This window comes from Amycolatopsis sp. NPDC051071, assembly GCF_040682875.1.
GTDB lineage: Bacteria > Actinomycetota > Actinomycetes > Mycobacteriales > Pseudonocardiaceae > Amycolatopsis.
Genome location: NZ_JBFBBY010000062.1, coordinates 1 through 23,810, shown reverse-complemented (window position 1 = coordinate 23,810; position 23,810 = coordinate 1). Strand labels below are relative to the sequence as shown.

Here is a 23,810-nt window from a genome sequence, read left to right as displayed (position 1 = left end):
GACCCACCTTCACCCGACAGAGTTGCGGCATCGGTTACCCCACAACGCGGTAACCCCAACGAAAAAGGAGACATCATGTCGGACATCCAGCGCGTCGCCGAGCAGTACATCGCCGTGTGGAACGAGACGGACACGGACAAGCGCCGTGCCCTCATCGCCGAAGTGTTCACCGAGGACGCCACCTACACCGATCCGCTGGCCGCGGTCACCGGACATGACGGTGTCGATGGCTTCATCGCCGGCGCACAGGCCCAGTTCGCCGGTCTGACCTTCAGCCTGCCCGCCGCTCCCGACGCGCACCACGACATCGCGCGGTTCCAGTGGTATCTCGGCCCGGAAGGCGCGGAAGAGCCGCTGGCGATCGGCTTCGACGTCATCACCGTCGAGGACGGGCGGATCAAACAGGTGCTGGGCTTTCTCGACAAGATGCCCGGCTGAGCCTCAGGCGAAGGCGTCCGGCGGCGGGCAGGAGCAGACGAGGTCGCGGTCCCCCGCGGCCCCGTCGATCCGCCGCACCGGAGGCCAGATCTTCGTCGCGGTGAAACCGGCCGGGAAGACCGCGATCTCCCTGCTGTACGGGCGATCCCACTCGCCCGCGAGGCAACGCGCGGTGTGCGGGGCGTTGCGCAGGGGGCTTTCGGCCAGCGGCCACTCCCCCGCGGCCACCTTCTCGATCTCGCCGCGGATCGCGATCATCGCGTCGCAGAACCGGTCGAGTTCGCGGAGGTCCTCGCTTTCGGTGGGCTCGACCATCAGCGTGCCTGCGACCGGGAAGGACATCGTCGGCGCGTGGAGACCGTAGTCGGCCAGCCGTTTGGCGACGTCGTCGACGGTGACACCGGTCCGCTTGGTCAGCGCGCGAAGGTCGAGGATGCATTCGTGCGCGACCAAGCCCTCACGCCCGGAGTACAGCACCGGGTAGTGCTCCGCGAGGCGTTTGGCGACGTAGTTGGCGTTCGCGACCGCGGTCAGGGTCGCACGCCGCAGGCCTTCCGCACCCATCATCCGGACGTAGGCCCAGGAAATCGGCAGGATCGACGCGCTGCCCCACGGCGCGGCACTGATCGGGCCGACACCGGTCACCGGTCCGGCGTCCGGCTGAAGCGGGTGGTTCGGCAGGAAGGGCGCCAGATGCGCGCGGACGCCGATCGGCCCGATGCCGGGACCGCCGCCACCGTGCGGGATGCAGAAAGTCTTGTGCAGGTTGAGATGTGAGACGTCGGCGCCGAATTTGCCGTACTGCGCGACCCCGATCAGGGCGTTCAGGTTCGCCCCGTCGACGTACACCTGGCCGCCCGCGTCGTGCACCAGCGCGCAGACCTCGCGCACGGTGTCCTCGTACACGCCGTGGGTGGACGGGTAGGTGATCATGATCGCGGCGAGGTCGTCGGCGTGCTCGTCCACAGTGGACTTGAGATGACCGAGGTCGATGTTGCCCTCGTCGTCGCATTTCACGACGACGACCCGCATCCCCGCCATCACGGCACTGGCCGCGTTCGTACCGTGCGCGCTCGACGGGATCAGGCAGACGTCGCGTGCCTCGTTCCCGCGCTCGCGGTGGTAGGCGCGGATCGCCAGCAGACCGGCGAACTCACCCTGGCTGCCGGCGTTCGGTTGCAGGGAAACCGCGTCGTAGCCGGTGATCCCGGCCAGCCAGCGCTCCAGGTCCTTGACGATGGACAGCAAGCCCGCCGCGTCCTCGGCGGGCGCGAAGGGATGCGGCCCGGCGAACTCCGGCCAGGTGATCGGCTCCATTTCGGCCGTGGCGTTGAGTTTCATCGTGCAGGAACCGAGCGGGATCATGCTCCGGTCGAGGGCGACATCCTTGTCCGACAACGCCCTCAGGTAGCGCAGCAGCGCGGTTTCCGAGCGGTGCGCGTGAAAGACCGGATGCGTCAGGTACGCACTGGTGCGACGGAGATCCGGCGGGAAACCGTCCGCGGTATCCGCGTCCAGGGAGTCCACATCGGACACCGCGATACCGAACGCCTTCCATACCAAGGAAAGATGCTCACGGGTCGTCGTCTCATCGCAGGCGACGGCGACGTGGTCCGCGTCGGCGGGCCGGAGATTGACACCGAGTTCCCGTGCCGTGGCGACGACTCCGGCCGCGCGGCCGGGGACGGCCACCATGACGGTGTCGAAGAACTCGCAGTGCACGACATCCACCCCGCTCTCGGCGAGCCCCGCCGCGAGCACGGTGGCCATCCGGTGGGCGCGGTTCGCGATGGCACGCAAGCCTTCCGGCCCGTGGTACACCGCGTACATCGACGCGATGACCGCCAGCAGCACCTGCGCGGTGCAGATATTGCTGGTCGCCTTCTCGCGGCGGATGTGCTGTTCGCGGGTCTGCAGTGCGAGCCGGTACGCGGGCGCGCCGTCGGCGTCCTTCGACACCCCGACGAGCCTGCCGGGCAGCTGCCGTTCGAGACCTTGCCGGACGGCGAGGTACGCCGCGTGCGGGCCGCCGAAACCCATCGGCACGCCGAACCGCTGCGTCGAGCCGACCGCGACGTCCGCGCCGAGTTCACCGGGCGACCGCAGCAGGGTCAGCGCCAGCGGATCCGCGGCCATCACCACGGCCGCGCCGAGCGCCTTGGCCTCGGCGATGGTGTGGTCCCATTCGCGGACGGCACCGGACACACCCGGATACGACAGCAGCACACCGAAGAAGTCGCCGCCGAGGCCGAGTCCGGTGATGCCCTGGGACAGGTCGGCGGTCACCAGTTCGATGCCGAGCGGTTCGGCGCGGGTGCGCAGCACCTCGATCGTCTGCGGGAGGGTGTCCTCGTCTACCACGAACCGGTTCGATCGCGGTTTGCCCGCCCGGCGGACCAGCGTCATCGCCTCCGCGGCCGCGGTCGCTTCGTCCAGCATGGACGCGTTCGCGATCGGCAGGCCGGTCAGGTCGGCGACCATGGTCTGGAAGTTGAGCAGCGCTTCGAGGCGGCCCTGCGAGATCTCCGGCTGGTACGGCGTGTACGCGGTGTACCAGGCCGGGCTCTCCAGCACGTTGCGGCGGATCACCGGCGGGGTCACGGTGTCGTGGTAGCCGAGGCCGATCATCTGGACCATCGGCCGGTTCCGCGCGGCCAGCGCGCGAAGTTCGGCGAGTGCCCCGGTCTCGGTGGCGGGTGGCGGCAGGTCCGGCGGCGTCGCGGAGTCCCGCAGCGACGCGGGAACGGCCCGCTCGGCGAGTTCGTCCAGGGAGCCGACGCCGATGACGTCGAGGATGCGTGCGAGTTCGTCCGGGCCGGGACCGATATGCCGGTCCGCGAAGGGAGTTCCGGCTTCGAGTGCGGCCAGTGAACCGGGCTCCATCGGGGACCTCCCAAGACGCGGGGGCGGGGCCGGGACGGATTGTCCTGGCCCTCCCCACTCTGTCCGTACCCCGTGGGGCGCCTGAGAGTTTCACCCGTGGGTTGAGTCGGGCTTGCACCGTCGGCGGAGCCGCCAGGTGGTGACCTGACGACTCACTTTCCAGAGGCGTCTCGTCCGCGCGGTCCAGGGTGCCTGAGAGGTTCCGGGGAGGACTTGCTCCTTCGGCGCCGAGCTGTTATCGGCTCGGTCTCTCCCGCGCGGATTCGTCGACCGCGGAAGTGAGCCTACCCTGCCGCGCGCGCGGCTTCATGATCAGCCGGTGCGACGTGCGTTACGGCGTTGCGTGAACTCGTCCGGCGTGACGGTTTCGATCACGCCGCCGTCGGCGCGCTCGGCCTGGAACTCGTGGATGGTGCCGCTGATCTCCTGCATCGCACCACTGACGGCGATACCGAAAACGCCCTGCCCACCCTGCAGTAAATCGACGATCTCCTCGGGCGAGGTGCACTCGTAGACGGTGGTGCCGTCGGAGAACAGTGTGACCTTCGCGAGGTCGCGGACGCCGCGCAGGCGCAGGTGATCGACCGCGACCCGGATGTTCTGCAGTGAGACACCCGTGTCGAGCAGACGCTTGACGACCTTCAGGACAAGGATGTCCTTGAACGAGTACAGCCGCTGCGAACCGGAACCGTGCGCGGTGCGGATACTCGGCGCGACCAGCTTCGTCCGGGCCCAGTAGTCGAGTTGCCGGTAGGTGATCCCGGCGATCTGACAGGCGGCGGGACCGCGGTAGCCGACGAGTTCGTCCGGAAGGGAAGAATCGGGAAACAGCTCACCCTGCTCGCCGTCAGCGACCGGAACGAGCGGCTCTTGAGGGCTACCAGCCTCGACCACGCCATGCCTCCCCTCGCCCGACCTGGCGGCCGGCGAACAAAGCCGCGCGGACCCACGTGAGTCCGCACCGGAGTCAACCGTCAAGACGAATGCCCCAGACATCCGAATCACACCTTGGCGATTTACCTCCATTGACGGTAAGCGCGTCCGGCAAAGCGGTCAACGCGACGCGCGGTGAACCTCAAGCTCTTCTTGAGGCTTGTTGGGGACACTCCCCCGAACGGCCGTACGGTTACCCGGTTGCCACGTTTACTCAGCCATGTTAATTTTTACTCATGCAAGTAACTCCGTCATCAGAGAGCGCCGTCGTCGAGGTTCAGGCGGAACTCGGACTGTCGGTCACCGAGGCCGCCCGGCGAGCCCAGATCATCGGGGCCACGATCGCGACTATTTCCGATCTCGGCTACCACAAGACGTCTTTCGCGAAGATCAAAGAACGGGCCGGGCTGTCCAGCACCCGGATCATCTCGTACCACTTCACCAACAAGGCAGGCCTGATGCAGGCCGTGGTCACCACCGCGACCGGGATGAAGGACAAGTTCCTCGAGGAGCGGATCCAGGGCACGACCGACCGGGCCGGGCTGCTGCGTGGCTACATCGAGTCGGAGATCGCGTTCCTCGGTTCGCACCCGCAACTCGTACGGGTCATGGTCGAGATGGCCTCCAGCGGATCGGATACCGAAGGCTGGTTCATGTCTGCGCCGATCGTCGAAGAGTTCCGCACCGGGCGGCTCGAACGCCAGCTGCGGCAGGGGCAGCAGGAAGGCGCTTTCGGCGGCTTCGCGCCGGACGTCATGGCGCTGTCGATCGCACAGGCCATCGACGGCGTCGCCGCGAAGTTCGCGGCGGACCCGAAGCTGGACCTGGAGCGGTACGGGCGGGAACTGGCGGACCTGTTCACCCGGGCGACCGCGGCCTGAGGTTCACTTCCCGTTCAGGCTCGATCCACCCGAACCCCGCCTTCGCACCGCACGCGAGAAGAAGGGGCGGCGCCACCGGCGCCGCCCCTTTCTTTCAAGATCTCGCGATGCGGATCAGGTATCCGCGCCGCGGAAGTCCTCAGGTGACACGGAGTCGAGGAACTCGCGGAACTTCTCGACCTCGTCCTCCTGCTCGTCGGGGATGATGAGGCCCGCTTCCTCCAGCACCGCGTCGACGGCGTGGATCGGGACCCCGACCCGCAGCGCCAGCGCCACCGAATCGCTCGGCCGCGCGGAAACCCGGATGTCCCCGTCGAAGACCAGTTCCGCGAAGAACGTGCCTTCCTTCAAGTCGGTGATGACGACCTGTTCCAACTCTCGGCCCAGCGCTCCGATGACCTCTTTGAGCAGGTCATGGGTGAGCGGACGGGCCGGGCGGACTCCCTGCTGCTCCAAGGCGATGGCGGTGGCCTCCACCGAGCCGATCCAGATCGGCAGGTATCGCTCGCCTTCGGTTTCCCGCAGCAACAAGATCGGCTGATTCGCGGGCAGCTCCACCCGCACGCCGACGACGCGCATTTCGCTCATCGGGCTTCGCCTCCCTCTCGTGCGCACGGGCCGCAACGCTTGTCTCGACGACCAAGCGACGCTGATGAACCCGACGCTACCCGTCTTCCGAGCGCTGTGCTCGCTGTCTCCGACATTCTCGGTTCGCCGCGGCAAACCCACTCTCACGGTACGGCATTGGGTGCCGAACATTCAGTCATTGACAAGTGGCCGCACAGCGGTTTCCTGTCCTCCGAAACCGTTCAACCACCCGTGACGGCCCGTATTCCCGCCTTCACAAGGAGCGTATGTAACGCTACGGACAGTGCCGCGAGCTCACGGACGACCTCGTCGCCCCTCGCTTGGGCGTCCTCGTCACGGTGCCGATACACCGGGGTCACGATCTGCTCCAGCAGGCCGACTTCGCGGTCGGCCGCGGCGCGGAAGGCACGCAGATGTCTCGGCTCGATACCGAATTCGGTCATCGCCTTCACGGTCTTGGCCACGACGACCGCGTCAGGGTCGAAGAACCCCGCCGCGCCTGGGCGAACGAGACCGTATTGCCGCAGCTCAGCGAGGGTGGCGGCGTCGATTCCCGCCTGGCGCAGCAGATCTTCCTCGGTCAGCCTGATCTCGCGATCGCATTCGAAATCCCCGGGGGACGGCAGTCCGCCGTTCTCCCCCGGGGCTTCGAGCGAAACAAGTTTTCGCGGCGGTCTCGGTACCTCCGCCGAGGGCGCGGCGCCCTGATCCGCCGCGTCCAGCTGTTCCTTGATGACCTTCAACGGAAGGTAGTGATCCCGCTGGGCGGACAGGACGAACCGCAACCGCTCCACGTCCGCCGGAGCGAACTGCCGGTACCCCGAAGGCGTCCGACCTGGCTGAACCAGACCTTCCGCCTCGAGGAACCGGATCTTGGAGATGGTGACATCGGGGAAGTCGCCACGCAGTTGTGCCAGCACGGCCCCGATGCTCAACCCATCGCGCTGCGACGCATCCCGATCAGGCCGCCCGGCCGCAGTCACTGTGCCCCCTGGCCCCCGGAACCCGGACCGGTCAGGAAGACCAGGCGGAACTTGCCGATCTGTACCTCGTCGCCACCGGCGAGAACAGCCTGGTCGACCGGCTCGCGGTTGACGTAGGTGCCGTTGAGGCTGCCGACGTCGATGACGACGAACTCCCCGCCCTCACGGCGGAACTCGGCGTGCCGCCGGGAAACCGTGACGTCGTCGAGGAAGATGTCGCTGTCCGGGTGCCGTCCCGCACTGGTGGTGTCGCGGTCGAGCAGGAAGCGCGAACCCGCGTTCGGGCCGCGCTTGACGACCAGCAACGCGGAACCGGCGGGAAGCGCGTCCACGCCCTGGACAGGGGCCTCGGCAGCCGGAGGAGCCTCGGTGCCTTCGACGTCGGCCAGGAAGTCGGCCCGGAAGACAGAGGTCCGCTCCGGAGACTGCTCCGGGGGAACGCCGGGCCCGTCGTTCGTGCTCACCTGAGCTCTCCTAACGCATGTGTGTTGCCACTACTCAAGAACGTGCAGAGGTCAAACGTACCGTGCCTGATCGAATCTCCGGCCCGCGGCTCCCCCTACTCCGGTCAAGGGGCCGCAGCCTGCGGCTATTCCTTGATCAGCGCCTGGTACGCCTCGGCCTCGAGCAAAGAATCGACCGAACTCGCGTCGTCGAGCCGGAGCTCGATGAGCCAGCCCTCGCCGTAGGGATCGCTGTTGATCAGCTCGGGTGACTCGGTCACCGCGTCGTTGGTCGCGACCACCTCGCCGTCGAGCGGGGCGAACAGCTCCGAAACGCTCTTGGTCGATTCGACCTCGCCGAACGCGTCGCCGGCGCCGACCTGCTTGCCGACCTCGGGGAGTTCGACGAACACGACGTCACCGAGCTGGTCTTGCGCGTACTCCGTGATGCCCACGCGTACGAGCCCGCCGTCGCGCACGGAGACCCACTCGTGCTCCTCGGTGTAGCGCAGTTCTTCTGGAGTGGACAACGCCGCTCCCCTTTCTCAAGCCCTCACTTGAAACCGACGCGCGCAGTTTCGCATCCCGCCGGACCGCGCGCCCGGCGCCTCCCGTTAGCCGGCTTGTCCGGCCGAACGCAGCGCCCGCACCGTCTGGACGACGTACAACACGCCCGAATAGACGTACAGGACCGCACCCCACGCGGTGAAGGCGTAGCCGATCGGACGGGCGATCGAGGCGATGTCGGAACCACCCTGGGTGAGCAGCAGGAACGGGAAGGCGTACATCAGCACGAAGGTCGCGCCCTTGCCGATGTAGGTGACCTCCGGCGGGGCGAACCCGCGGTGACGCAGCAGCAGCACGCAGACGCCCAGGACTGCTTCCCGGATGACCAGCGGAACCACGAGCCACCACGGGATGATGTCGCGAAGCAGGAACGCGATCAGCGTCGCGAGGATGTAGAGCCTGTCAGCGGCGGGGTCGAGCAGCTGACCGAGGCGTGACATCTGGTTGAGCCAGCGGGCGAGCTTGCCGTCGAGCCAGTCGGTGAGCGCGCTGAACACGAGCAGCGCGAGCGCCCAGCCGTCCTCCTTCGGGCCGAGCAGCAGCCACAGGAAGACCGGCACCCCGGCGAGCCGGAGGATCGAAAGCATGTTGGGAACGTTCAGAGCCTGCCGTAGCAAAGAAGGCTCTTCGCTGGTCACGCTCGGTTCGGGGGGCGTACTCACCCGCTCAGCCTAGCCAGTGACGCCCGCGTCGCCCGGCGTCAGCTGGCCCGGGTGTGGCTCCAGCCGCGGCGTTGCAGATCCGCGCTGGTCAGGGCCACCGGCCTGCCGCGATGATCGGTGCCCATCCAACGGGTGTGCCCCGTGGAACTCTCCAGGACGTACGGGCGGCCGCCGCACCAGACGACGGTGCACGGGGCTGTCGGTGGCAGCTCCGCGCTCGCCGGTGCGGTGGCCTCGAATGACGCGGGGTCGAGCTGTTCGTCGGTCTTCATCGCTCTCACGGTTTCGGTGACGGGGACTGGGACACGCCGGAGCGCTACCTTTGTTTTCGGCGGAACAGGCGTCGGCGTTAACCACCCGGCGCCGGATTCGTCCGATCGGTTCGCGACGGCAGCAGCGTGTTGTCGCGCTGTGAACGGCATGTTAATCGTCCACAATGGACAGTGAATGAGCGGTCCTCGCGTATCGCCGTGCCGCCGACGCGATAACCTCCCGCGAATCGAACGTGGATCAATGCCACGGCATCGGGTCCGGCCAGGTCAGAATGGGCGGGCCACGACCGGCCGACGAAAGGATCGCCTTGCCCGTCTCGACGACCACGGGATCGTGGCGGCGTCTGCTCGCGGCCGTCCTCGCCGCCGGAACACTCACCGCCTGTTCGAGCGAAGGGCCGCCACCGCCTGTCACCTCCGCGCCGCCGCCACCGTCCGCGCCCCCTTCGAGTACTTCCAGTCCTTCCGTGCCACCGATTCCGTCGCAGACCGCGCCGAGTCCGTCCGCTGCCCCGAATCCCGCCCCCAAGCCGAAACCGGCTGAACCGGTACAGGGTTCGTGCGGCACGGTCACCGCGGCGAGCGGGCTGACACTTCAAGTGCTCAACGGGCCGGGCGTCTCCTGCGCCGACGCCACCGGGATCGTCGGCTCGTTCCACAAGACCATCGCCGGCCGCCAGTCCGCGGGTTCGGACGAGCCGGTCAGCGAGACCGTCGACGGCTGGCTGTGCGTTTCCGGGGCACCCGCCGCGCAAGGCGGCACCAGTTGCAGCAAGGGCGAGCAGAACGTGTTCGCCGCCGTCGTCCCCGTCGAATGAACCATCCCCGAGAAGAAGGGCCCATGAAGAGCCTCTCCGTACTTCCCGCCGGCCTCACCATCCTCACCGCCGTCCTGTTGAGCGGTTGCGGAGCGGATCCCGCCCCCTCGGCCGCGCCGGCGCCGCCGTCCTCACCCGCCGCCGACCACGCCCTTGCCGGAACGCCATGCGGCGACTTCGCCGGCCCGCAGGGCGCGAAGAGCAAGGTCGTCGTCCGGGGGAAGACCGAATGCGCCGAGGCGACACAGGTGCTGACGGACTACTTCACGAAGCTGACGCCCGCCGAGGCCGCGTCGCCGCAGGGCCCCGGCCCGGTGGTGATCGGCGCGTGGACGTGCGGCAGCGGGCCGAACGATCCGGTGACCAGTTGCTCGACCGAGGACGAACGGCAGATCGAAGCCACCCGCTCCTGAGAGAGCCGCACGGTGCGAAGCCCCGCTTCAAGTACATGAAGGCCCCCTTCCTTGCGCTAGGCGCACGGAAGGGGGCCTTCATGTACTTCGGGAAGGTGACGTCCTAACGGGACTTACCACTCGCGACCCGGCCCCTCTTGCGGCGCGAAGTAAGAGTCTATTAGACTCAAACTAGGCTCACCAGCGACGACACCGTGGTCACGGCGACTTCAGCCTGATCTGATGCCTGCTCGACGAGCTGCACGGCGCCCTTCACCATCCCCGAGACAGGAGCCTGACCATGGGACACGGACAGTGGGACGACAACGCCTACGCCGCGGCGAAAACCTTCCGCGCGGCCAAGGGTGAGGACGATTTCGGCTACACCGCCGGCTTGCGCGGCAGGCCCGCGACCGAATGGCGGGTCGCGCCCGCGCTCGATCCGGCGGACGCCGTCCGCGAGTGCCGGGACTCGGCCGATCACGCGGACTCGACGCCGATCGCGGTGCTGTTCGACGTCACCGGTTCGATGCGCCGGGTACCGAGGATCATGCAAGGCAAGCTCGGGAAACTTCACGGCCTGCTGAAGCGCCGCGGGTATCTGGCCGACCCGCAGGTCCTGTTCGGCGCGATCGGCGACGCCGACAGCGACCGGGTCCCGTTGCAGATCGGGCAGTTCGAGTCGGACAACCGGATGGACGAGCAGCTGCGCACGATCTTCCTCGAAGGCGGTGGCGGTGGGCAGAAGAGCGAGTCCTACGAGCTGGCCGCCTACTTCATGGCCGAGCACGTGGTCACCGACGCGTGGCAGAAGCGCGGCCGCAAGGGATATCTGTTCCTCATCGGCGACGAGCTGAACAAACCCGCACTCGAAGCACGGCACATCCGGCGCGTCATCGGCGACAACGTCCGGCAGGACATCGATCCCGCGTCGGTGTACCGGGAACTGGCCCGCAAATGGAACGTCTACTACGTCCTGCCGAATCAGTCGTCGTACTACCACGACCCGGAGATCGGCGAGCACTGGAACAGCCTGCTCGGCCAGAACTTCCTCAAACTCGACGACCCCGGCGCGGTCTGCGAGCTGATCGCCGCCACGATCGGGCTACAGGAGCGGGTCGTCGACGTGGACGGGGCGCTCGCCGACCTCGCCGAGATCGGTTCGGCCGCCGAGAGCGCGGCGGTCGGCAAGGCCTTGGTGAAGCTCGGCGGCAAGACGCTCGTCAAAGCGGCCGTGCCCGAACGCGCGGTGCCGCGATGAGCGTCCTGGACGGACACGTGGTGGTGGTCGGGCTCGGCTTCGGCGACGAAGGCAAGGGGGCCGTGGTCGACGCGCTCTGCGCCGACCGGCCCACCACCGCCGTCGTCCGCTTCAACGGCGGCGCGCAGGCCGCGCACAACGTCGTCGCGGAGGGACGGCACCATACGTTCAGCCAGTTCGGGGCGGGCACGTTCGCCGGCGTGCCCACCCACCTCTCGCGGTTCGTGCTGGTCGAGCCGTTCGCGTTGGCCGCGGAGGTACGGCAGCTGGAAACGGCGGGCGTCCGGAATCCGCTCTCGCTGCTGAGTGTGGACGGCCAAGCCCTGCTCACGACCCCGTTCCACATTCACGCCAACCGGGCACGGGAGCTTGCCCGCGGCGGCGGACGGCACGGTTCGTGTGGCAAGGGCATCGGCGAGACGGTCTGGTACTCGCTGCTGTCCGGAGCCGCCCCGGGTGACGTGGTGGAAAGCCAGGAGGTGATCGGGACGCCGGGTGCGGCGCCCACGGTCGCCGACTGCGCCCGGCCATCGGTGCTGCGACGCAAACTCGACGCGCTCGCCCGGTTCTACGCCCCGCTCGCCACGCCGTCGCATACCGTGGACGAACTCGTGGCGACGTACCGGGATTTCGCCGGCGCGATACGGATTACCGACGGGGACGAAACGGGGCGGCTCGCCGACGCCGGGAGGCTGGTTTTCGAGGGAGCGCAGGGGGTTCTCCTCGACCAGCACCATGGGTTCGCACCGCATACGACTTGGTCCACCACCACCCCGCACAACGCGCGCGAGCTGCTGGGCGGGCGTCCGCACACCGTCCTGGGTGTCACGCGGACCTATCTCACGCGGCACGGCGCGGGGCCGCTGCCGACCGAGTCGGCCTCCGTGCTCGCCCGCTTTCCCGAGGCTCACAACGGCACCGGCGAGTTCCAGGGCGCGTGGCGGGCGGGGCACCTCGACGCGGCATTGCTGGACTACGCGATCGCGGCGTGCGAAGGCGTGGACGCCCTAGCGGTGACCCACCTCGACGCGACAGGGCTTCGAGTCGTACCTGCCGACGGCTCCCGCGCCGTCGGGCTTCCGGATCCCTTGGCGTGGTTCCACGACCGGCTCCCGGTGGCAGTCACCGGCTACGGCCCGGACCGCGCCGACTACCGGATCCCGGTCGCCGCGGCCGCCGGGGCACGGTCGACAATCAGCGTGTGATCGACTCGACTCCGGTGTCCGTGGACGTCCTGGTCCTGCGCTTCGACCCCGAGGCCAGGACCGTGCTGCTGGGCGTCGCGCCGAGAGCCGCCGAGCCGTTCGCGGGGGATCTCGCGCTGCCCGGGGTGCTGCTCGGGGTCGGGGAACGGCTGCGGGACGCGGGTGCCAGGGCGGTGGTCACCAAACTCGCCCTGCCGCCGGGCACGCTCACGGCGACGGGGCAGCTCATCACCTTCGACGAGCCGAATCGCGACCCTCGCGGGCCCACCCTGTCCGTCGCGTTGTGGGCGACGACCAATCCCGGGCCGGCCGTCAGCGAGAACGTGCTGTGGACGCCACTGGACAAGGTGCCCCCGCTGGCCTTCGACCACGACCGGATCGTGGCCGACTGCCGTCCGCTGCTTGCCGACCGGCTGTGGCGGGACACCGGGTTCACCGCCGGGCTGCTGGGGCGGATCTTCACCACGGCGCAGGCACTGGACGCGTCCGAGGCACTGACCGGCGACCGGCCCTATCCGGCGAACCTCGGCCGGACCATGGAGCGGGTCCCTGGCTTGCGACGCACCACCGAACACGCGGCCGCCCTCCCCAAAGGAGGACGGCCGCCTTCGCTGTGGCAATGGGAATGACGGGTCAGATCCCGCAGGACGACGCCGACCACAACCGGCCGGACCGGTGCGCCACCTGCGTGTGGTCGTCGTGGCCGGGGTAGCCCGGCCCGAGAATCTCACTGAACCCGTGGTTGCGGGCCTGCCGCGCGAGTCCGCAGAAGCCCTGCGCGCCCGCGCCGAGGTCGACGGCGTCCCGTAAAGATGACGGCTGCCCGTGGCGCCGCCGACCGCTCCCGGTGTGTCATGAGGGGTCCCCATCGGACACTTTTCGTCCTATGGGGACCCCTCATGACGGGTAAGTCAAACGTGGCGTGGTGCCTGGGCTCGCTGTGACCGACTTGTTCGCGGGGTTGGCGGCCGGAGCGACGGCGTGACTCGCGTGCTTGAGCACGTAACTCGCGTGCTTGAAGCCGTAACTCGCGTGCTTGAGCACGTAACTCGCGTGCTTAAAGACGGAACTCACGTGCTGGATGCCGAACTCACGTGTGCCGAGTCTGAGCACGCGAGTCACGGCTTCAACACGCGAGTGCGGTGTCGGGCCCCTGAAGAGTCCGCTCCGGCCGCCGAATCAGTCACGCCACGTTTGCCTTACCCCTCAAAATGACACACCGGCGCGAACGGCCCGTTACTTGCGAATTTCGCAAGTAACGGGCCGTTCATGGCACCTGAGGTCAGCCCTTCAGCTGCGGAAAGTCCTCCTCGCGGAACTCCCCCGCCGGCCGCCCGGCCGCGTCGTTCTCCCGGCCCCGCAACTCGACGCGACGGATCTTGCCGGAGATCGTCTTCGGCAGTTCCGCGAACTCGAGGCGCCGGATTCGCTTGTACGGCGCCAGATGCTCACGGCAGAAGGCCAGAATGGACTCCGCTGTCCCGGCTGTCGGCGGGTGTCCGTCGGTGAGGACGACGTACGCCTTCGGCACCGCGAGCCGGATCGGGTCCGGCGCCGGGACCACGGCCGCCTCGGCGACGGCTTCGTGCTCCAGCAGGACACTTTCCAGTTCGAACGGCGAGATCCGGTAGTCCGACGCCTTGAAGACGTCGTCCGTCCGGCCCACGTACGTGATGTAGCCGCGTTCGTCGATCGAGCCGACGTCGCCGGTGTGGTAGAAGCCGTTCGCGAAGGCCGCGGCGGAGCGCTCCTCGTCGTCCGCGTAGCCGGTCATCAGGCCGACCGGACGGTGATCCAGGTCGAGGCAGATCTCTCCCTCTTGTGCTCGCTCGCCGGTGACGGGATCGACGAGCGCGACGGTGAACCCGGGGAGCGGGCGGCCCATCGAGCCGGGGACGACGTCCTGGCCGGGGGTGTTCGCGATCTGGACGCTGCTCTCCGTCTGCCCGAAACCGTCGCGAATCGTGACTCCCCAAGCCTTTTCGACCTGATCGATCACTTCGGGGTTGAGCGGCTCGCCCGCGCCGACCACCTTGCGTGGCGGGGTCTTCAGCACGGTCAGGTCGGCCTGGATCAGCATCCGCCACACCGTCGGCGGCGCGCAGAAACTGGTGATGCCGCAGCGGTCCATCTGCGCCATAAGCGAAACCGCGTCAAAGCGCGCGTAGTTGTAGAGGAACACCGTCGCCTCGGCGTTCCACGGCGCGAAGACGTTGCTCCACGCGTGTTTCGCCCATCCCGGCGACGAGATGTTCAAATGGACGTCACCCGGTTCGAGACCGATCCAGTACATGGTGGACAAATGCCCGACCGGGTACGAGACCTGCGTGTGCTGCACCAGTTTCGGCTTCGCGGTGGTACCCGAGGTGAAGTACAGCAAGAGCGGATCGCCCGCGGCTGTCGGCCCGTCCGGGGTGAACTCGTCCGGTTCCTCGTAGGCGTCCACGAAGGACTTCCAGCCCTCGACGGGGTCGCCCACCGTGATCCGCGTGTAGTCCCCGGGGACGTTCTCGAACTTGTGCACGTCGGCGGAGCGGATCACGACGTGCTTCGCCGCGCCCCGCTCGACCCGGTCGGTGAGGTCGGCCGGGCCGAGCAGGGTCGACGACGGAATGATGACCGCGCCCAGTTTGATCGCGGCGAGGATGGTCTGCCACAGCTCACCCTGGTTGCCCAGCATGAGGATCAGCCGGTCACCGCGTCGGACGCCGAGCGAGCGCAGCCAGTTCGCGACCTGGTTGGACCGGCGCGCCATCTCCGGATAGGTCCAGCGGTTCTCGATGCCGGTCTCTTCGACGATCCACAACGCGTACCGGTCCTGGTTGGCCGGATCGGCCGCGATGACGTCGAACCAGTCCAGGGCCCAGTTGAACTCGGCCGGGCGGGGCCAGCTGAAGTCCCGGTACGCGGTTTCGTAATCCTCGCGATGGGCCTGCAGATAGTCCCGCGCCTCGCGGAACGTGCGGTGTGCCTCCGAAGCGCTCACGATCTTCCTCCTGGTCCGCTGGATGGCCGCCGGTTCTTTCTACTCTCCCTTGAACTCGGGCGCCCGCCGCTCGAGGAAGGCCTGCACGGCCTCGCCGAGGTCCTTGCTCGGCAGGAACGCCGAGTTCCAGGCCGAGACGTACCGCAGGCCTTCGGCGACCTGGCGTTCGGTGTTGGCCGAAAGGACGTTCTTGGTGCCTTGCACGACCAGCGGCGGGTTGACCGCGATATCCAGCGCCAGTTTGCGGGCCTCGGCGAGCAGCGTCTCCTGGTCCGGGCAGACGTCGTTGACCAGGCCGATCTTCTCCGCGCGGGCCGCGTCGATGTCCTTGCCCGTCAAGGCCAGTTCACGTAGATGCCCCTCGCCGATGATCGGCGCGAGCCGCTGCAGGCTGCCGAGGTCGGCGACGATCGCGACCTTGACCTCCCGCACGCTGAACTTGGCGTCCGTGCTCGCCAGGCGGATGTCGGCGGCCGCGATGACGTCGACACCGCCGCCGATGCACCAGCCGGAAATGGCCGCGATGACCGGTTTACGGCATTCGGCGATCGAGGACACACTCGCCTGGAGCGTCTTGACCTCGTCCAGGAATTTCGTCCGCGGGCCCGCGAGCGCGTCGCCGCCGAGCATCTCGCCCCAGCTGGGCATCATCGCGGGCAGATCGAGCCCGTAGGAGAAATGCTTGCCGCTTCCGGTCAGCACGACCGCCCTGACCTGCGGGTCCGCGTCCAGCGCACGGAAGACGATCGGCAGTTCGCGCCAGAAATCGGGACCCATCGCGTTGCCCTTGGACGGGCCGAGCAGTGTCACTTCGGCGACGTGCCCGTCGATGTCCACCTTGAGCGAAACGAGATCAGGAAGACTGTCAGTTGTAGCGGTCATAGGGTCATCTTGACTTATGCGATTGACAGGCTGCCAATGGCCACTGTGCCCCAGTGGCCGCGAGATGCTTTCCTGGTACCACCGAGTACTACCGATGAGTACCGACGACCGACGTAAGGACGGTGGGAGATGAGCCCGGCCAGCAGCGCCACCGCGGTCGCCGACCTGCCCGCACCGATCCCCGCACAGGGACGCTCTTCCCGGCCGATCGAACTGTCGGGATCGTTCACCCATGAGGGTCACCGGCTCGCCTACACCGAGTTCGGCTCCGGCGACCGGGTGGTCGTGCTGACTCACGGGATGATGCTGACCAGGCGGATGCACGCCCCGCTCGCACGCAAGCTGGCGCGAGCGGGCTTCCGGGCCATCACCCTCGACCTGCTGGGCCACGGCGACTCGGACCGGCCGACCGACTCTTGGCTGTATTCGATGCCCGCGTTCGCGGAGCAGACCGTCGCCCTCCTCGACCATCTCGACATCGAGTCCGCCGTCATCGGCGGGACGTCGCTGGGCGCCAACGTCGCGCTCGAAGTGGGTGTCTCCGCGCCGGATCGCGCGCTCGGCCTGGTCGTGGAGATGCCGGTGCTGGACAACGCGATCGTCGCCGGGCTGATCACGTTCACCCCGCTGCTGATGGCCGCCCGGTTCCTGCCGGTGACCGTCCAGGGGGTGGCGATGGCGGTGAAACTCGTCCCGCACGGCAACCAATGGGTCGACGTCGTCACCGACACGCTCTCCCAGCAGCCCGCGCCGATGGCCGCGCTCCTGCACGGCGTGCTGTTCGGCCGTATCGCGCCACCCAAGTCGATCCGGCGGAAGATCACCACTCCGGCACTGGTCATCGGCCACGAACGCGACCCGATCCACCCGTTCGGCGACGCCGACACCCTGGCCGTGGACATGCCGGCGGCCGAGTTCGTCCAGGCACGCAGCCCGGTCGAACTACGTTTCGACCCCAGCCGCCTGACCGAAGCCATCGCCGACTTCTCAGCCCGATGCCATGACCGGTGACACGGGAGCGGAAGAACTCCGGACCGGACGCCTGCTCCTGAGCAGGCCCGTACCGGCCGACCTCGACGCGATCCTCGCCCTCCACACCGATCCGGAGGCCTGCGAGCACAATCCCTCGGACATGCTGGCGACCCGTGAGGACGCCGACGAGCTGCTGCTGCGATGGTCGGACCAGTGGAACGAGTACGGGTTCGGGTACTGGACGGTCCGGCGGCACGGTTCACCGGAGCCCCTGGGGTTCTGCGGCGTGAAGACCGTCGGCTTCCGGCGGCGCTCGATCTTGAACCTCTTCTACCGGTTCTTCCCATCGTCCTGGGGTTCCGGGTACGCCGGTGAGGCCGCGACCGCCGCCGTCGACTGGGCACGCGCCCACCGGCCGGACGACCTCGTGATCGCCCGCGTCCGGCCGGAGAACGTCGCGTCACAGCGGGTGGCCGTCCGAGCGGGACTGGTCCGGATGGAGCATCTCGACGCCCCCGGCGACGACGGGATCGACTGGTTTTACATCTCGGACTAGGGCGTGTCTGACAAATCTCGTTCGCGGTCTTCGCGCCCAGGCGGCCCCTGGCGGCGCGGGCCCTTCGACCGAGTACATCCAGTACGAGGCCAAAGGGCCCACACCACCAGGAACCACCTGGATCACGAACCCCATCGAACAGATTTGTCAGACACGCCCTAGGGCGTGGCCAATCCTGCCACCGGGCCGATGACGATCACCGCGGGCGGGCGCACCCCGGCCGCGGCTGCCTCGTCGACCACACTGTCCAAAGTGGAGCGCAGTACCCGCTGCGTGCGCATCGTGCCGTCCTCGACGATCGCGACCGGTGTGTCGCCGGACCGCCCCTCCAGGAGCGCCTTCGCGAACAGCGGAAGGCGTTCGACGCCCATCATCAGCACGATCGTGCCCCGCATCTTCGCCAGCAGTTCCCAGTCCACCAGCGACTTCTCGTCACCCGGCGCGACGTGACCGGACACCACCACGACCTCGTGCGCGACCCCCCGATGCGTCACCGGGATGCCCGCGACCGCGGGCACGGAGAACGCACTCGTGATACCCGGGACCATCGTCACCGGGATACCCGCTTCGGCGCAGGCGAGGACTTCTTCGAAGCCGCGGCCGAACAGGTACGGGTCGCCGCCCTTGAGCCGGACGACGAACTTGCCCGCCTTGGCCCGCTCGATCAGCGTGGAGTTGATCACTTCCTGGCTGGCAGCGCGGCCGTACGGGATCTTCGCCGCGTCGACGATCTCGACGTCGGGTGAGAGTTCGTCGAGCAGTTCGCGCGGGGCGAGCCGGTCGGCGACGACGACGTCGGCCCTGGCGAGCAGCCTGCGGCCGCGGACGGTGATCAGTTCCGGGTCACCGGGGCCGCCGCCCACCAGCGCGACGCCGGGAAGCTCGTCGCGGGCCTCCGGCACGCGTCCGTCGGCGACGGTGCCGGCGCGAAGGCCGTCGAGGACGCTGTCCCGGACGGTGGCCGACCGCAGCGGCTCTCCGCCGGAGAGGACACCGACCAGCAGCCCGCCGTGCCTGCCCGAGGCCGGGGTGACCGCACTACCGCGGTCACCGTCGTCGGCGCGGACGCAGAACACCCGCTCGCGTTCGGCCTCGGCGCACACGGCGGCGTTGACCTCGGGGTCGTTCGTGCAGGCCAGCGCGTACCAGGCGTCGGCGAGGTCGCCTTCGGTGTAGCCGCGCTCGTGCCAGACGATCTCCCCCGCGTCCACCATGGCGCCGACCGACGGCGTCGTATGGGGCGAGACCAGTTCGACCCGCGCGCCGGCGCCGATCAACCGGGGCAAGCGGCGCTGGGCGACCGTCCCGCCACCGATCATCACGACACGACGGCCTGCCAGGTCGAGGCCGGAGAGGTAATGCGGGTCATCCATGCGGGGCAGTGTAAGGAGGCACCGCCCCGGATCGCGATCCGAGTGAGAACTACCTCAGCTCTCCAGCAGGGCCAGGAGTTCGGTGTTGCCGAACATCCTGGCCGCGTCGATCGCCGACGGCTCCCCCGCCCTCGGGTCCGCACCGCCCTTGAGGAGCGCCTTCACCACGTCAGGCACATTCTTGAACACCGCCCCGGCGAGCGGGCTCTGCCCCTTGTCGTTCTCGCGGTTCGGGTCGGCGCCGCGTTCGAGCAGCGCGGCCACCGTCTCCGCGTGACCGTGGTACGCGGCGAGCATGACCAAGGTGTCGCCCCGGTCGTTGGTCAGGTTCGCCGAAACACCCGCGTCGACGTACGCGGCGAGATCGGCCGTGGAGCCGGCCCGGGCGAAGCCGAACACCTTCGCCCACAGCTCCAGCAGTTCGGGATCGAATTCCTCGGCCTGTCCGGGGTTCTCCGTCATGCGGCCGATTCTTCCACAGGTTTCAGCCCCGGGCTGCCTTCCAGCAGCGCGATCAGCAGGTGACCGGCGTCCACAGTGGCCTGCCCGCCGCGTGATCGCGGGAACGCCGCCTTCGCGTCCCCCGAATTGGTCGTGACGCCGGGCGCGGCCATCAGCCCGAGTGCGACGTGACCGACGTCCACCGTCTCCGCGTGCTTCCTCCTGGCGTCGAGCATCGCGAGGCGCAACGCCTCCCGGCAGGCTCACCGAACTGCTGGAACACCGCGGCTCCCCAGGTCGGCGAGGACCGTCCGGAATACCGGAGTCCGCCGGTATTCCGGACGGCTTCCTCAGCGGCCCGCGTTCGGATAAGGCAGCAACGCCATCTCACGGGCGTTCTTGATCGCGGTCGCGACTTGTTTCTGCTGCCGGGGAGTCAGCCCGGTGACCCGGCGGGCACGGATCTTGCCCCGGTCGGAGATGAACTTCCGCAGCAGGTCGGCGTCCTTCCAGTCGACCTCGGTGATCTTGTTGGCGTGCAACAGGTTCGTCTTGCGCTTGAGCGGGCGGTCCCGGTCCGGCCGTGCCATCGCCCTCACCAGCTCGACTTCGTGACGCCGGGCAGTTCGCCGCTGTGCGCCAGCTGGCGCATCCGGACCCGGGACAAGCCGAATTTCCGCAGGTAACCACGCGGGCGGCCATCGGCGGTGTCGCGGTTGCGGATCCGGGTGGCGCTGGCGTCGCGTGGCATCGCCTGCAGGGCCGACACGGCGGCGGCCTTCTCCTCTGGCGACGCGGACGGCGAGGCGATGGTGGCCTTCAGTTCGCGCCGTCGTCCGACGTACCGAGCGGCGATCACCTTGCGCTGCTCGTTCTTGGCGATCTTGGACTTCTTGGCCATCAGCGCTCTTCCTTGAACTCGACGTGCTTGCGCGCGACCGGGTCGTACTTGCGCAGCACCATGCGATCCGGGTTGTTCCGGCGGTTCTTCTTCGTGACGTACGTGTAGCCGGTGCCGGCGGTCGAGCGAAGCTTGATGATCGGCCGGATGTCGGTGCTCTTGGCCATCAGAGCTTCACCCCTTTCGCGCGGAGTCCGGCCACGACGGCCTCGATCCCCCGCTTGTCGATGGTCTTCATGCCCTTCACCGAGACCCGCAGCCGAACCCAGCGTCCTTCGCTCGGCACGAAGTACCGCTTCGCCTGCAGGTTCGGCTCCCAGCGCCGGGACGTGCGCCGATGCGAGTGCGACACCTGCTTCCCATAGCCCGGTTTGCGGCCGGTGACCTGGCATACGGCGGACATACACCCTCCCGAGTTGATATCGGTTGTCGTTTTCATTTACTGTACACAGTCGTACCAGACCGCCATCGACGCCCCGGAGCTTCAGTGACCGAAAACCCGCGCGTGCCCCTCGTCCTGATCAGTGGCCTCGCACCGGGACCGAACGCCGACCTCGCCGAGCGGCTGCGCCTGGCCGGGCCCGGTACCGCCGTCGTGCACCACGACCTGAGGCAGATTCACTCCGGAGTGGTCAGGCGGCGGCTCCGGCTCGGCGACCGCGACCAGCTCACGGTCCTCGAACTGGCGCACGGCTGTGTCTCGTGCACCCTTCGCGAAGACTTGTTGCCGTTGCTGCGCAAGCTCTCTCAGCTGCCGCAGGTGCGGCGGATCGTGGTGCGCCTCGACGAGGCCATGGAGCCGGAGCCGGTCAGCTGGGCGCTGAGGAACGTCCTGGTCGGCGAGCGGCCCGTGATCGAGGACGTCGACCTCGAAGCCGTACTGGCCGTCGTCGACCGCGAAAGCTGGCTGGCCGACGCCACCGGCGACGACACACTCGCCGAACGGAACCTGCGAGCCAGCCCGGAGGACGAGCGCACCGTCGCCCAGGTCGCGTTGTCGCAGGTGGAGTTCGCCGATCTGCTCGTCCTCGCGGGCGCGGCGGGCGACGCCTGGTCGGCGGCGAAAACGTCGGCCGTACTCGACCGGGTCGCGCCGTCGATCCCGCGGATCGAACTGCCCGACGTCGAGGGGAAGACCGTGCTGGACGCCGTTCCCGCCGGAGCCCGTCGCGGCGAGGTCACCGACATGCACGGACCGCTGTCGCACGGCGAGCCGCCCTTGCACACCGACTGCGGGATCGGCTTGCTCACCTTCACGTCACAGCGCCCGTTCCACCCGGAGCGTCTCCACGACGCGATCGACGTCCTGCTCGACGGTGTCGTCCGCAGTCGGGGACGGCTCTGGGTGGCGAGCCAGCCGGAGATGGCGCTCTGGATCGAGTCTGCGGGCGGCGGGCTCGGCGTCGGGCATGCCGGGCCGTGGCTCGCGGCCGACGACGGGCCGGACTGGGCCGACGTCTCCCCCGAACGCCGCACGCTCGCCTCTCTCCGCTGGGACCCGCTGTACGGCGATCGCGCGCAGGAACTGGTGGTGGTCACCGATCAGGCCACCCCGGACGAGATCGAGGTCGCACTGAACGGGGCGCTGCTGACCGACGAGGAACTCTCCGCCGGGGAACGGGAATGGCTCCGCTACCCGGATCCCTTCGGCGAGTGGCACGAAGAACCGTGTGAGGACACGGAAACCGACCCCGAGAAGCACGACGCGAACGTGTCGAACCGAAAGGACGAAACGCAGTGAAACCGGGTATCCACCCCGACTACCACCCTGTGGTGTTCAAGGACCTCTCCACCGGTGACGCGTTCCTGACGCGCTCCACCGCCACTTCCGAGCAGACCGTCGAGTGGACCGACGGCAACACCTATCCGCTCGTGAACGTCGAGATCAGCTCGTGGTCGCATCCGTTCTGGACCGGCAACCAGCGGATCATGGACACCGCGGGTCAGGTCGAGAAGTTCCACCGCCGCTACGGGCGTCGCGGAGGTGCGAAGTAATGGCCGTCCCGAAGCGCAAGATGTCGCGCGGCAACACCCGTTCCCGCCGAGCGCAATGGAAGGCGGCCGTACCGGATCTGGTGCCGATCAAGGTGAACGGCGAGACGAAACTCGTGCCGCGCAAGCTGATGAAACACTTCTTCAATGAGCACGGCCACCAGGGTGGAGAGTGACGACGCCGGTCACGGTACTGTCCGGGTTCCTCGGCGCGGGCAAGACGACCGTGCTCAACCACGTCCTCGCCAACCGCGAAGGGCTGCGGGTGGCGGTGATCGTCAACGACATGAGCGAGGTCAACATCGACGCCGCGCTGGTGCGGGACGGGAACAGCCTGTCCCGCACCGAGGAACGGCTCGTCGAGATGACCAACGGATGCATCTGCTGCACCTTGCGTGACGATCTGCTGGAAGAGGTCGCGCGGCTCTGCGCGGACGGACGGTTCGACTACCTGCTCATCGAATCGAGCGGGATCTCCGAGCCGATGCCCGTGGCGGCGACGTTCTCCTTCGCCCGTGAGGACGGCGTCACCCTGCTGGACGCGGCGCGCCTCGACACGATGGTGACCGTGGTCGACGCCGTGAACTTCGAGCGCGAACTGGCGTCCGGGGACGCACTGACCGAACGCGGGCTTGACCAGTACGAAGACGACGAACGAACGGTCAGCGACCTGCTGATGGACCAGATCGAGTTCGCCGACGTGCTCTTGCTCAACAAGGCGGATCTCGTCCCGCCCACGTCGCTCGAACGGCTGACGGCGGTGCTGCGGCGACTCAATCCCGCCGCGGAGGTACTCGTCTCGACACGCGGACGGGTTCCGCTCGACCGGCTGCTCGGCACCGGGCGCTACGACGTCGAACGGGCACAGGAAGCGCCCGGCTGGGTGGCGGAGCTCAACGGCGATCACGTTCCGGAGACCGAGGAGTACGGGATCTCCAGCGTGGTTTTCCGCTCCGGGCTGGCTTTCGACCCGGAACGGCTATGGGACTTCGTCGGCAGGCTCGATTCCGGCGAGTTCGGGACGGTGCTGCGGTCGAAGGGGTTCTTCTCGCTGGCTTCGCGGCCTGGGATGACCGGGTTGTGGTCGCAGGCCGGGACGGTCGCACGGTTCGAGCCGCAGGGCGTCGAGGAGGCGCCGCGGCAGGAACTCGTGTTCATCGGGGTGGGGCTGGAGAAGGACGCTCTGATGGACGCACTGGCGGGCTGCTTGTCCACTGTGGACTTCGTCGGCGCGGATCCTTTTCCGGAGTGGGAGGCGGTGCACGTTCACTGAAGTGTCATGAGGGGTCGCCCAAATAACAAATTAATAGATATTGGGGCGCCCAAGAAAACACGCGGGGGGGGGGGGGGGCCCGGGGGGGGGTGTGGCGGGGAGGTAATC

At 68.2% G+C, this 23,810-nt stretch carries 31 protein-coding genes, 1 pseudogene and 1 riboswitch; of the genes and pseudogenes, 13 read left to right on the top strand and 19 right to left on the bottom strand.

Going from position 1 to position 23,810, the window contains the following annotated elements:
* Window positions 1-75: 75 nt before the first annotated feature.
* Entirely contained in the window at window positions 76-438 is a 363-nt protein-coding gene (locus AB0M65_RS20890) for a nuclear transport factor 2 family protein (protein ID WP_364029666.1), read from the top strand.
* A 3-nt stretch (window positions 439-441) separates the two neighbouring features.
* Here the strand turns inward: AB0M65_RS20890 and gcvP are convergent, their stop codons facing one another.
* A complete protein-coding gene (gene gcvP, locus AB0M65_RS20885) occupies window positions 442-3,321 on the bottom strand; it encodes an aminomethyl-transferring glycine dehydrogenase (RefSeq protein ID WP_364029663.1) in 2,880 nt (959 codons plus the stop codon).
* A 169-nt stretch (window positions 3,322-3,490) separates the two neighbouring features.
* Window positions 3,491-3,587, bottom strand: a riboswitch (glycine riboswitch).
* A 46-nt stretch (window positions 3,588-3,633) separates the two neighbouring features.
* Window positions 3,634-4,215, bottom strand: coding sequence for a MerR family transcriptional regulator (locus AB0M65_RS20880; protein WP_364029660.1), 582 nt, complete (start codon window positions 4,213-4,215; stop codon window positions 3,634-3,636).
* A 275-nt stretch (window positions 4,216-4,490) separates the two neighbouring features.
* Here AB0M65_RS20880 and AB0M65_RS20875 point away from each other — a divergent pair, with 275 nt between their 5' ends.
* On the top strand, window positions 4,491-5,135 hold the full coding sequence (locus AB0M65_RS20875; protein ID WP_364029657.1) for a TetR/AcrR family transcriptional regulator: 645 nt from the start codon (window positions 4,491-4,493) through the stop codon (window positions 5,133-5,135).
* A 114-nt stretch (window positions 5,136-5,249) separates the two neighbouring features.
* On the opposite strand, the gene AB0M65_RS20870 is transcribed toward AB0M65_RS20875, so the two are convergent.
* The 7 genes from AB0M65_RS20870 to AB0M65_RS20840 all read right to left on the bottom strand — a co-directional run bounded on the left by AB0M65_RS20870 (window position 5,250) and on the right by AB0M65_RS20840 (window position 9,224).
* Entirely contained in the window at window positions 5,250-5,723 is a 474-nt protein-coding gene (locus tag AB0M65_RS20870) for a bifunctional nuclease family protein (RefSeq protein WP_005150031.1), read from the bottom strand.
* A gap of 221 nt (window positions 5,724-5,944) precedes the next feature.
* Window positions 5,945-6,706, bottom strand: coding sequence for a MerR family transcriptional regulator (locus AB0M65_RS20865; protein ID WP_364029653.1), 762 nt, complete (start codon window positions 6,704-6,706; stop codon window positions 5,945-5,947).
* Complete coding sequence (gene garA, locus AB0M65_RS20860) at window positions 6,703-7,170, bottom strand: glycogen accumulation regulator GarA (protein ID WP_076162071.1); 468 nt, start codon at window positions 7,168-7,170, stop codon at window positions 6,703-6,705. Before garA ends, AB0M65_RS20865 begins: the two co-directional genes overlap by 4 nt.
* Window positions 7,171-7,295: 125 nt before the next feature.
* Window positions 7,296-7,679 carry a glycine cleavage system protein GcvH gene (gene gcvH, locus AB0M65_RS20855; RefSeq protein ID WP_364029649.1) on the bottom strand — a complete coding sequence of 128 codons (384 nt, stop codon included), beginning with the start codon at window positions 7,677-7,679 and terminating at the stop codon, window positions 7,296-7,298.
* Between the two features lie 84 nt (window positions 7,680-7,763).
* A complete protein-coding gene (locus AB0M65_RS20850; protein ID WP_364029646.1) occupies window positions 7,764-8,378 on the bottom strand; it encodes a CDP-alcohol phosphatidyltransferase family protein in 615 nt (204 codons plus the stop codon).
* Window positions 8,379-8,416: 38 nt separating this feature from the next.
* Window positions 8,417-8,650 carry a hypothetical protein gene (locus AB0M65_RS20845; protein WP_364029643.1) on the bottom strand — a complete coding sequence of 78 codons (234 nt, stop codon included), beginning with the start codon at window positions 8,648-8,650 and terminating at the stop codon, window positions 8,417-8,419.
* A 238-nt stretch (window positions 8,651-8,888) separates the two neighbouring features.
* Window positions 8,889-9,224, bottom strand: coding sequence for a hypothetical protein (locus AB0M65_RS20840; protein WP_364029640.1), 336 nt, complete (start codon window positions 9,222-9,224; stop codon window positions 8,889-8,891).
* A gap of 25 nt (window positions 9,225-9,249) precedes the next feature.
* On the opposite strand from AB0M65_RS20840, the gene AB0M65_RS20835 reads away from it, so the two are divergent.
* From AB0M65_RS20835 to AB0M65_RS20815, 5 genes are all read left to right on the top strand, one after another.
* On the top strand, window positions 9,250-9,468 hold the full coding sequence (locus AB0M65_RS20835) for a hypothetical protein (protein ID WP_364029637.1): 219 nt from the start codon (window positions 9,250-9,252) through the stop codon (window positions 9,466-9,468).
* 23 nt (window positions 9,469-9,491) lie between these two features.
* On the top strand, window positions 9,492-9,881 hold the full coding sequence (locus tag AB0M65_RS20830; protein ID WP_364029634.1) for a hypothetical protein: 390 nt from the start codon (window positions 9,492-9,494) through the stop codon (window positions 9,879-9,881).
* A gap of 280 nt (window positions 9,882-10,161) precedes the next feature.
* The gene (locus tag AB0M65_RS20825) at window positions 10,162-11,121 is read left to right on the top strand and encodes a hypothetical protein (RefSeq protein WP_364029631.1); all 960 of its coding nucleotides are present in this window, start codon (window positions 10,162-10,164) and stop codon (window positions 11,119-11,121) included.
* Window positions 11,118-12,326, top strand: a complete 1,209-nt coding sequence (locus AB0M65_RS20820) for an adenylosuccinate synthetase (protein ID WP_364029628.1) — start codon at window positions 11,118-11,120, stop codon at window positions 12,324-12,326. The genes AB0M65_RS20825 and AB0M65_RS20820 overlap by 4 nt, the downstream gene beginning before the upstream one ends.
* Entirely contained in the window at window positions 12,323-12,955 is a 633-nt protein-coding gene (locus tag AB0M65_RS20815) for an NUDIX hydrolase (protein WP_364029625.1), read from the top strand. The genes AB0M65_RS20820 and AB0M65_RS20815 overlap by 4 nt, the downstream gene beginning before the upstream one ends.
* A 4-nt stretch (window positions 12,956-12,959) precedes the next feature.
* On the opposite strand, the pseudogene AB0M65_RS20810 reads toward AB0M65_RS20815, so the two are convergent.
* From AB0M65_RS20810 to AB0M65_RS20800, 3 genes and pseudogenes are all read right to left on the bottom strand, one after another.
* A pseudogene (locus tag AB0M65_RS20810) lies at window positions 12,960-13,168 on the bottom strand (D-Ala-D-Ala carboxypeptidase family metallohydrolase); the annotation flags it as partial.
* 440 nt (window positions 13,169-13,608) lie between these two features.
* On the bottom strand, window positions 13,609-15,312 hold the full coding sequence (locus AB0M65_RS20805) for an AMP-binding protein (protein ID WP_364029622.1): 1,704 nt from the start codon (window positions 15,310-15,312) through the stop codon (window positions 13,609-13,611).
* 39 nt (window positions 15,313-15,351) lie between these two features.
* A complete protein-coding gene (locus AB0M65_RS20800) occupies window positions 15,352-16,194 on the bottom strand; it encodes a crotonase/enoyl-CoA hydratase family protein (RefSeq protein WP_364029619.1) in 843 nt (280 codons plus the stop codon).
* Between the two features lie 129 nt (window positions 16,195-16,323).
* Between AB0M65_RS20800 and AB0M65_RS20795 the strand changes: the two genes are divergently transcribed.
* Window positions 16,324-17,205, top strand: a complete 882-nt coding sequence (locus tag AB0M65_RS20795; RefSeq protein ID WP_364029616.1) for an alpha/beta hydrolase — start codon at window positions 16,324-16,326, stop codon at window positions 17,203-17,205.
* The gene (locus AB0M65_RS20790) at window positions 17,195-17,722 is read left to right on the top strand and encodes a GNAT family N-acetyltransferase (protein WP_364029613.1); all 528 of its coding nucleotides are present in this window, start codon (window positions 17,195-17,197) and stop codon (window positions 17,720-17,722) included. Before AB0M65_RS20795 ends, AB0M65_RS20790 begins: the two co-directional genes overlap by 11 nt.
* Before the next feature lie 158 nt (window positions 17,723-17,880).
* Here AB0M65_RS20790 and cobA read toward each other — a convergent pair whose 3' ends face one another.
* The 7 genes from cobA to rpmB form a co-directional block, all read right to left on the bottom strand.
* Complete coding sequence (cobA, locus tag AB0M65_RS20785; protein ID WP_364029610.1) at window positions 17,881-19,095, bottom strand: uroporphyrinogen-III C-methyltransferase; 1,215 nt, start codon at window positions 19,093-19,095, stop codon at window positions 17,881-17,883.
* Between the two features lie 54 nt (window positions 19,096-19,149).
* On the bottom strand, window positions 19,150-19,557 hold the full coding sequence (locus AB0M65_RS20780; protein WP_364029608.1) for an ankyrin repeat domain-containing protein: 408 nt from the start codon (window positions 19,555-19,557) through the stop codon (window positions 19,150-19,152).
* Complete coding sequence (locus AB0M65_RS20775) at window positions 19,554-19,784, bottom strand: hypothetical protein (protein ID WP_364029605.1); 231 nt, start codon at window positions 19,782-19,784, stop codon at window positions 19,554-19,556. The genes AB0M65_RS20780 and AB0M65_RS20775 overlap by 4 nt, the downstream gene beginning before the upstream one ends.
* A 102-nt stretch (window positions 19,785-19,886) precedes the next feature.
* Entirely contained in the window at window positions 19,887-20,135 is a 249-nt protein-coding gene (gene rpsR / locus AB0M65_RS20770) for a 30S ribosomal protein S18 (protein WP_364029602.1), read from the bottom strand.
* Window positions 20,132-20,437: a 30S ribosomal protein S14 gene (rpsN, locus tag AB0M65_RS20765; protein WP_364029599.1), complete on the bottom strand. Its 306-nt coding sequence runs from the start codon at window positions 20,435-20,437 to the stop codon at window positions 20,132-20,134. The genes rpsR and rpsN overlap by 4 nt, the downstream gene beginning before the upstream one ends.
* Entirely contained in the window at window positions 20,437-20,604 is a 168-nt protein-coding gene (rpmG, locus tag AB0M65_RS20760) for a 50S ribosomal protein L33 (RefSeq protein ID WP_116205050.1), read from the bottom strand. Before rpmG ends, rpsN begins: the two co-directional genes overlap by 1 nt.
* Window positions 20,604-20,840 carry a 50S ribosomal protein L28 gene (gene rpmB / locus AB0M65_RS20755; protein WP_020635051.1) on the bottom strand — a complete coding sequence of 79 codons (237 nt, stop codon included), beginning with the start codon at window positions 20,838-20,840 and terminating at the stop codon, window positions 20,604-20,606. The genes rpmG and rpmB overlap by 1 nt, the downstream gene beginning before the upstream one ends.
* Before the next feature lie 84 nt (window positions 20,841-20,924).
* Between rpmB and AB0M65_RS20750 the strand changes: the two genes are divergently transcribed.
* From AB0M65_RS20750 to AB0M65_RS20735, 4 genes are read left to right on the top strand one after another with little or no spacing between them, the layout of a single operon-like run.
* Window positions 20,925-22,178: a GTP-binding protein gene (locus AB0M65_RS20750; protein ID WP_364029595.1), complete on the top strand. Its 1,254-nt coding sequence runs from the start codon at window positions 20,925-20,927 to the stop codon at window positions 22,176-22,178.
* Window positions 22,175-22,432 (top strand): type B 50S ribosomal protein L31, encoded by a 258-nt coding sequence (locus AB0M65_RS20745; RefSeq protein WP_364029593.1) that lies wholly within the window; start codon window positions 22,175-22,177, stop codon window positions 22,430-22,432. The genes AB0M65_RS20750 and AB0M65_RS20745 overlap by 4 nt, the downstream gene beginning before the upstream one ends.
* A complete protein-coding gene (gene rpmF, locus AB0M65_RS20740) occupies window positions 22,432-22,605 on the top strand; it encodes a 50S ribosomal protein L32 (RefSeq protein WP_364029591.1) in 174 nt (57 codons plus the stop codon). The genes AB0M65_RS20745 and rpmF overlap by 1 nt, the downstream gene beginning before the upstream one ends.
* Window positions 22,602-23,702 carry a GTP-binding protein gene (locus tag AB0M65_RS20735; protein ID WP_364029589.1) on the top strand — a complete coding sequence of 367 codons (1,101 nt, stop codon included), beginning with the start codon at window positions 22,602-22,604 and terminating at the stop codon, window positions 23,700-23,702. Before rpmF ends, AB0M65_RS20735 begins: the two co-directional genes overlap by 4 nt.
* Window positions 23,703-23,810 lie beyond the last annotated feature (108 nt).

What these genes read in the sequence shown, in the direction of transcription:
- AB0M65_RS20830 (WP_364029634.1), top strand. Translation starts at nt 9,492, where the DNA reads ATGAAGAGCCTCTCCGTACTTCCCGCCGGCCTCACCATCCTCACCGCC.
- AB0M65_RS20790 (WP_364029613.1), top strand. Translation starts at nt 17,195, where the DNA reads ATGACCGGTGACACGGGAGCGGAAGAACTCCGGACCGGACGCCTGCTC.
- AB0M65_RS20795 (WP_364029616.1), top strand. Translation starts at nt 16,324, where the DNA reads ATGAGCCCGGCCAGCAGCGCCACCGCGGTCGCCGACCTGCCCGCACCG.
- AB0M65_RS20845 (WP_364029643.1), bottom strand. Translation starts at nt 8,650, where the DNA reads ATGAAGACCGACGAACAGCTCGACCCCGCGTCATTCGAGGCCACCGCA.
- AB0M65_RS20890 (WP_364029666.1), top strand. Translation starts at nt 76, where the DNA reads ATGTCGGACATCCAGCGCGTCGCCGAGCAGTACATCGCCGTGTGGAAC.
- AB0M65_RS20825 (WP_364029631.1), top strand. Translation starts at nt 10,162, where the DNA reads ATGGGACACGGACAGTGGGACGACAACGCCTACGCCGCGGCGAAAACC.
- rpsN (WP_364029599.1), bottom strand. Translation starts at nt 20,437, where the DNA reads ATGGCCAAGAAGTCCAAGATCGCCAAGAACGAGCAGCGCAAGGTGATC.
- rpmG (WP_116205050.1), bottom strand. Translation starts at nt 20,604, where the DNA reads ATGGCCAAGAGCACCGACATCCGGCCGATCATCAAGCTTCGCTCGACC.
- rpmB (WP_020635051.1), bottom strand. Translation starts at nt 20,840, where the DNA reads ATGTCCGCCGTATGCCAGGTCACCGGCCGCAAACCGGGCTATGGGAAG.
- AB0M65_RS20870 (WP_005150031.1), bottom strand. Translation starts at nt 5,723, where the DNA reads ATGAGCGAAATGCGCGTCGTCGGCGTGCGGGTGGAGCTGCCCGCGAAT.
- gcvP (WP_364029663.1), bottom strand. Translation starts at nt 3,321, where the DNA reads ATGGAGCCCGGTTCACTGGCCGCACTCGAAGCCGGAACTCCCTTCGCG.
- AB0M65_RS20800 (WP_364029619.1), bottom strand. Translation starts at nt 16,194, where the DNA reads ATGACCGCTACAACTGACAGTCTTCCTGATCTCGTTTCGCTCAAGGTG.
- AB0M65_RS20820 (WP_364029628.1), top strand. Translation starts at nt 11,118, where the DNA reads ATGAGCGTCCTGGACGGACACGTGGTGGTGGTCGGGCTCGGCTTCGGC.
- rpmF (WP_364029591.1), top strand. Translation starts at nt 22,432, where the DNA reads ATGGCCGTCCCGAAGCGCAAGATGTCGCGCGGCAACACCCGTTCCCGC.
- AB0M65_RS20875 (WP_364029657.1), top strand. Translation starts at nt 4,491, where the DNA reads ATGCAAGTAACTCCGTCATCAGAGAGCGCCGTCGTCGAGGTTCAGGCG.
- AB0M65_RS20780 (WP_364029608.1), bottom strand. Translation starts at nt 19,557, where the DNA reads ATGACGGAGAACCCCGGACAGGCCGAGGAATTCGATCCCGAACTGCTG.
- cobA (WP_364029610.1), bottom strand. Translation starts at nt 19,095, where the DNA reads ATGGATGACCCGCATTACCTCTCCGGCCTCGACCTGGCAGGCCGTCGT.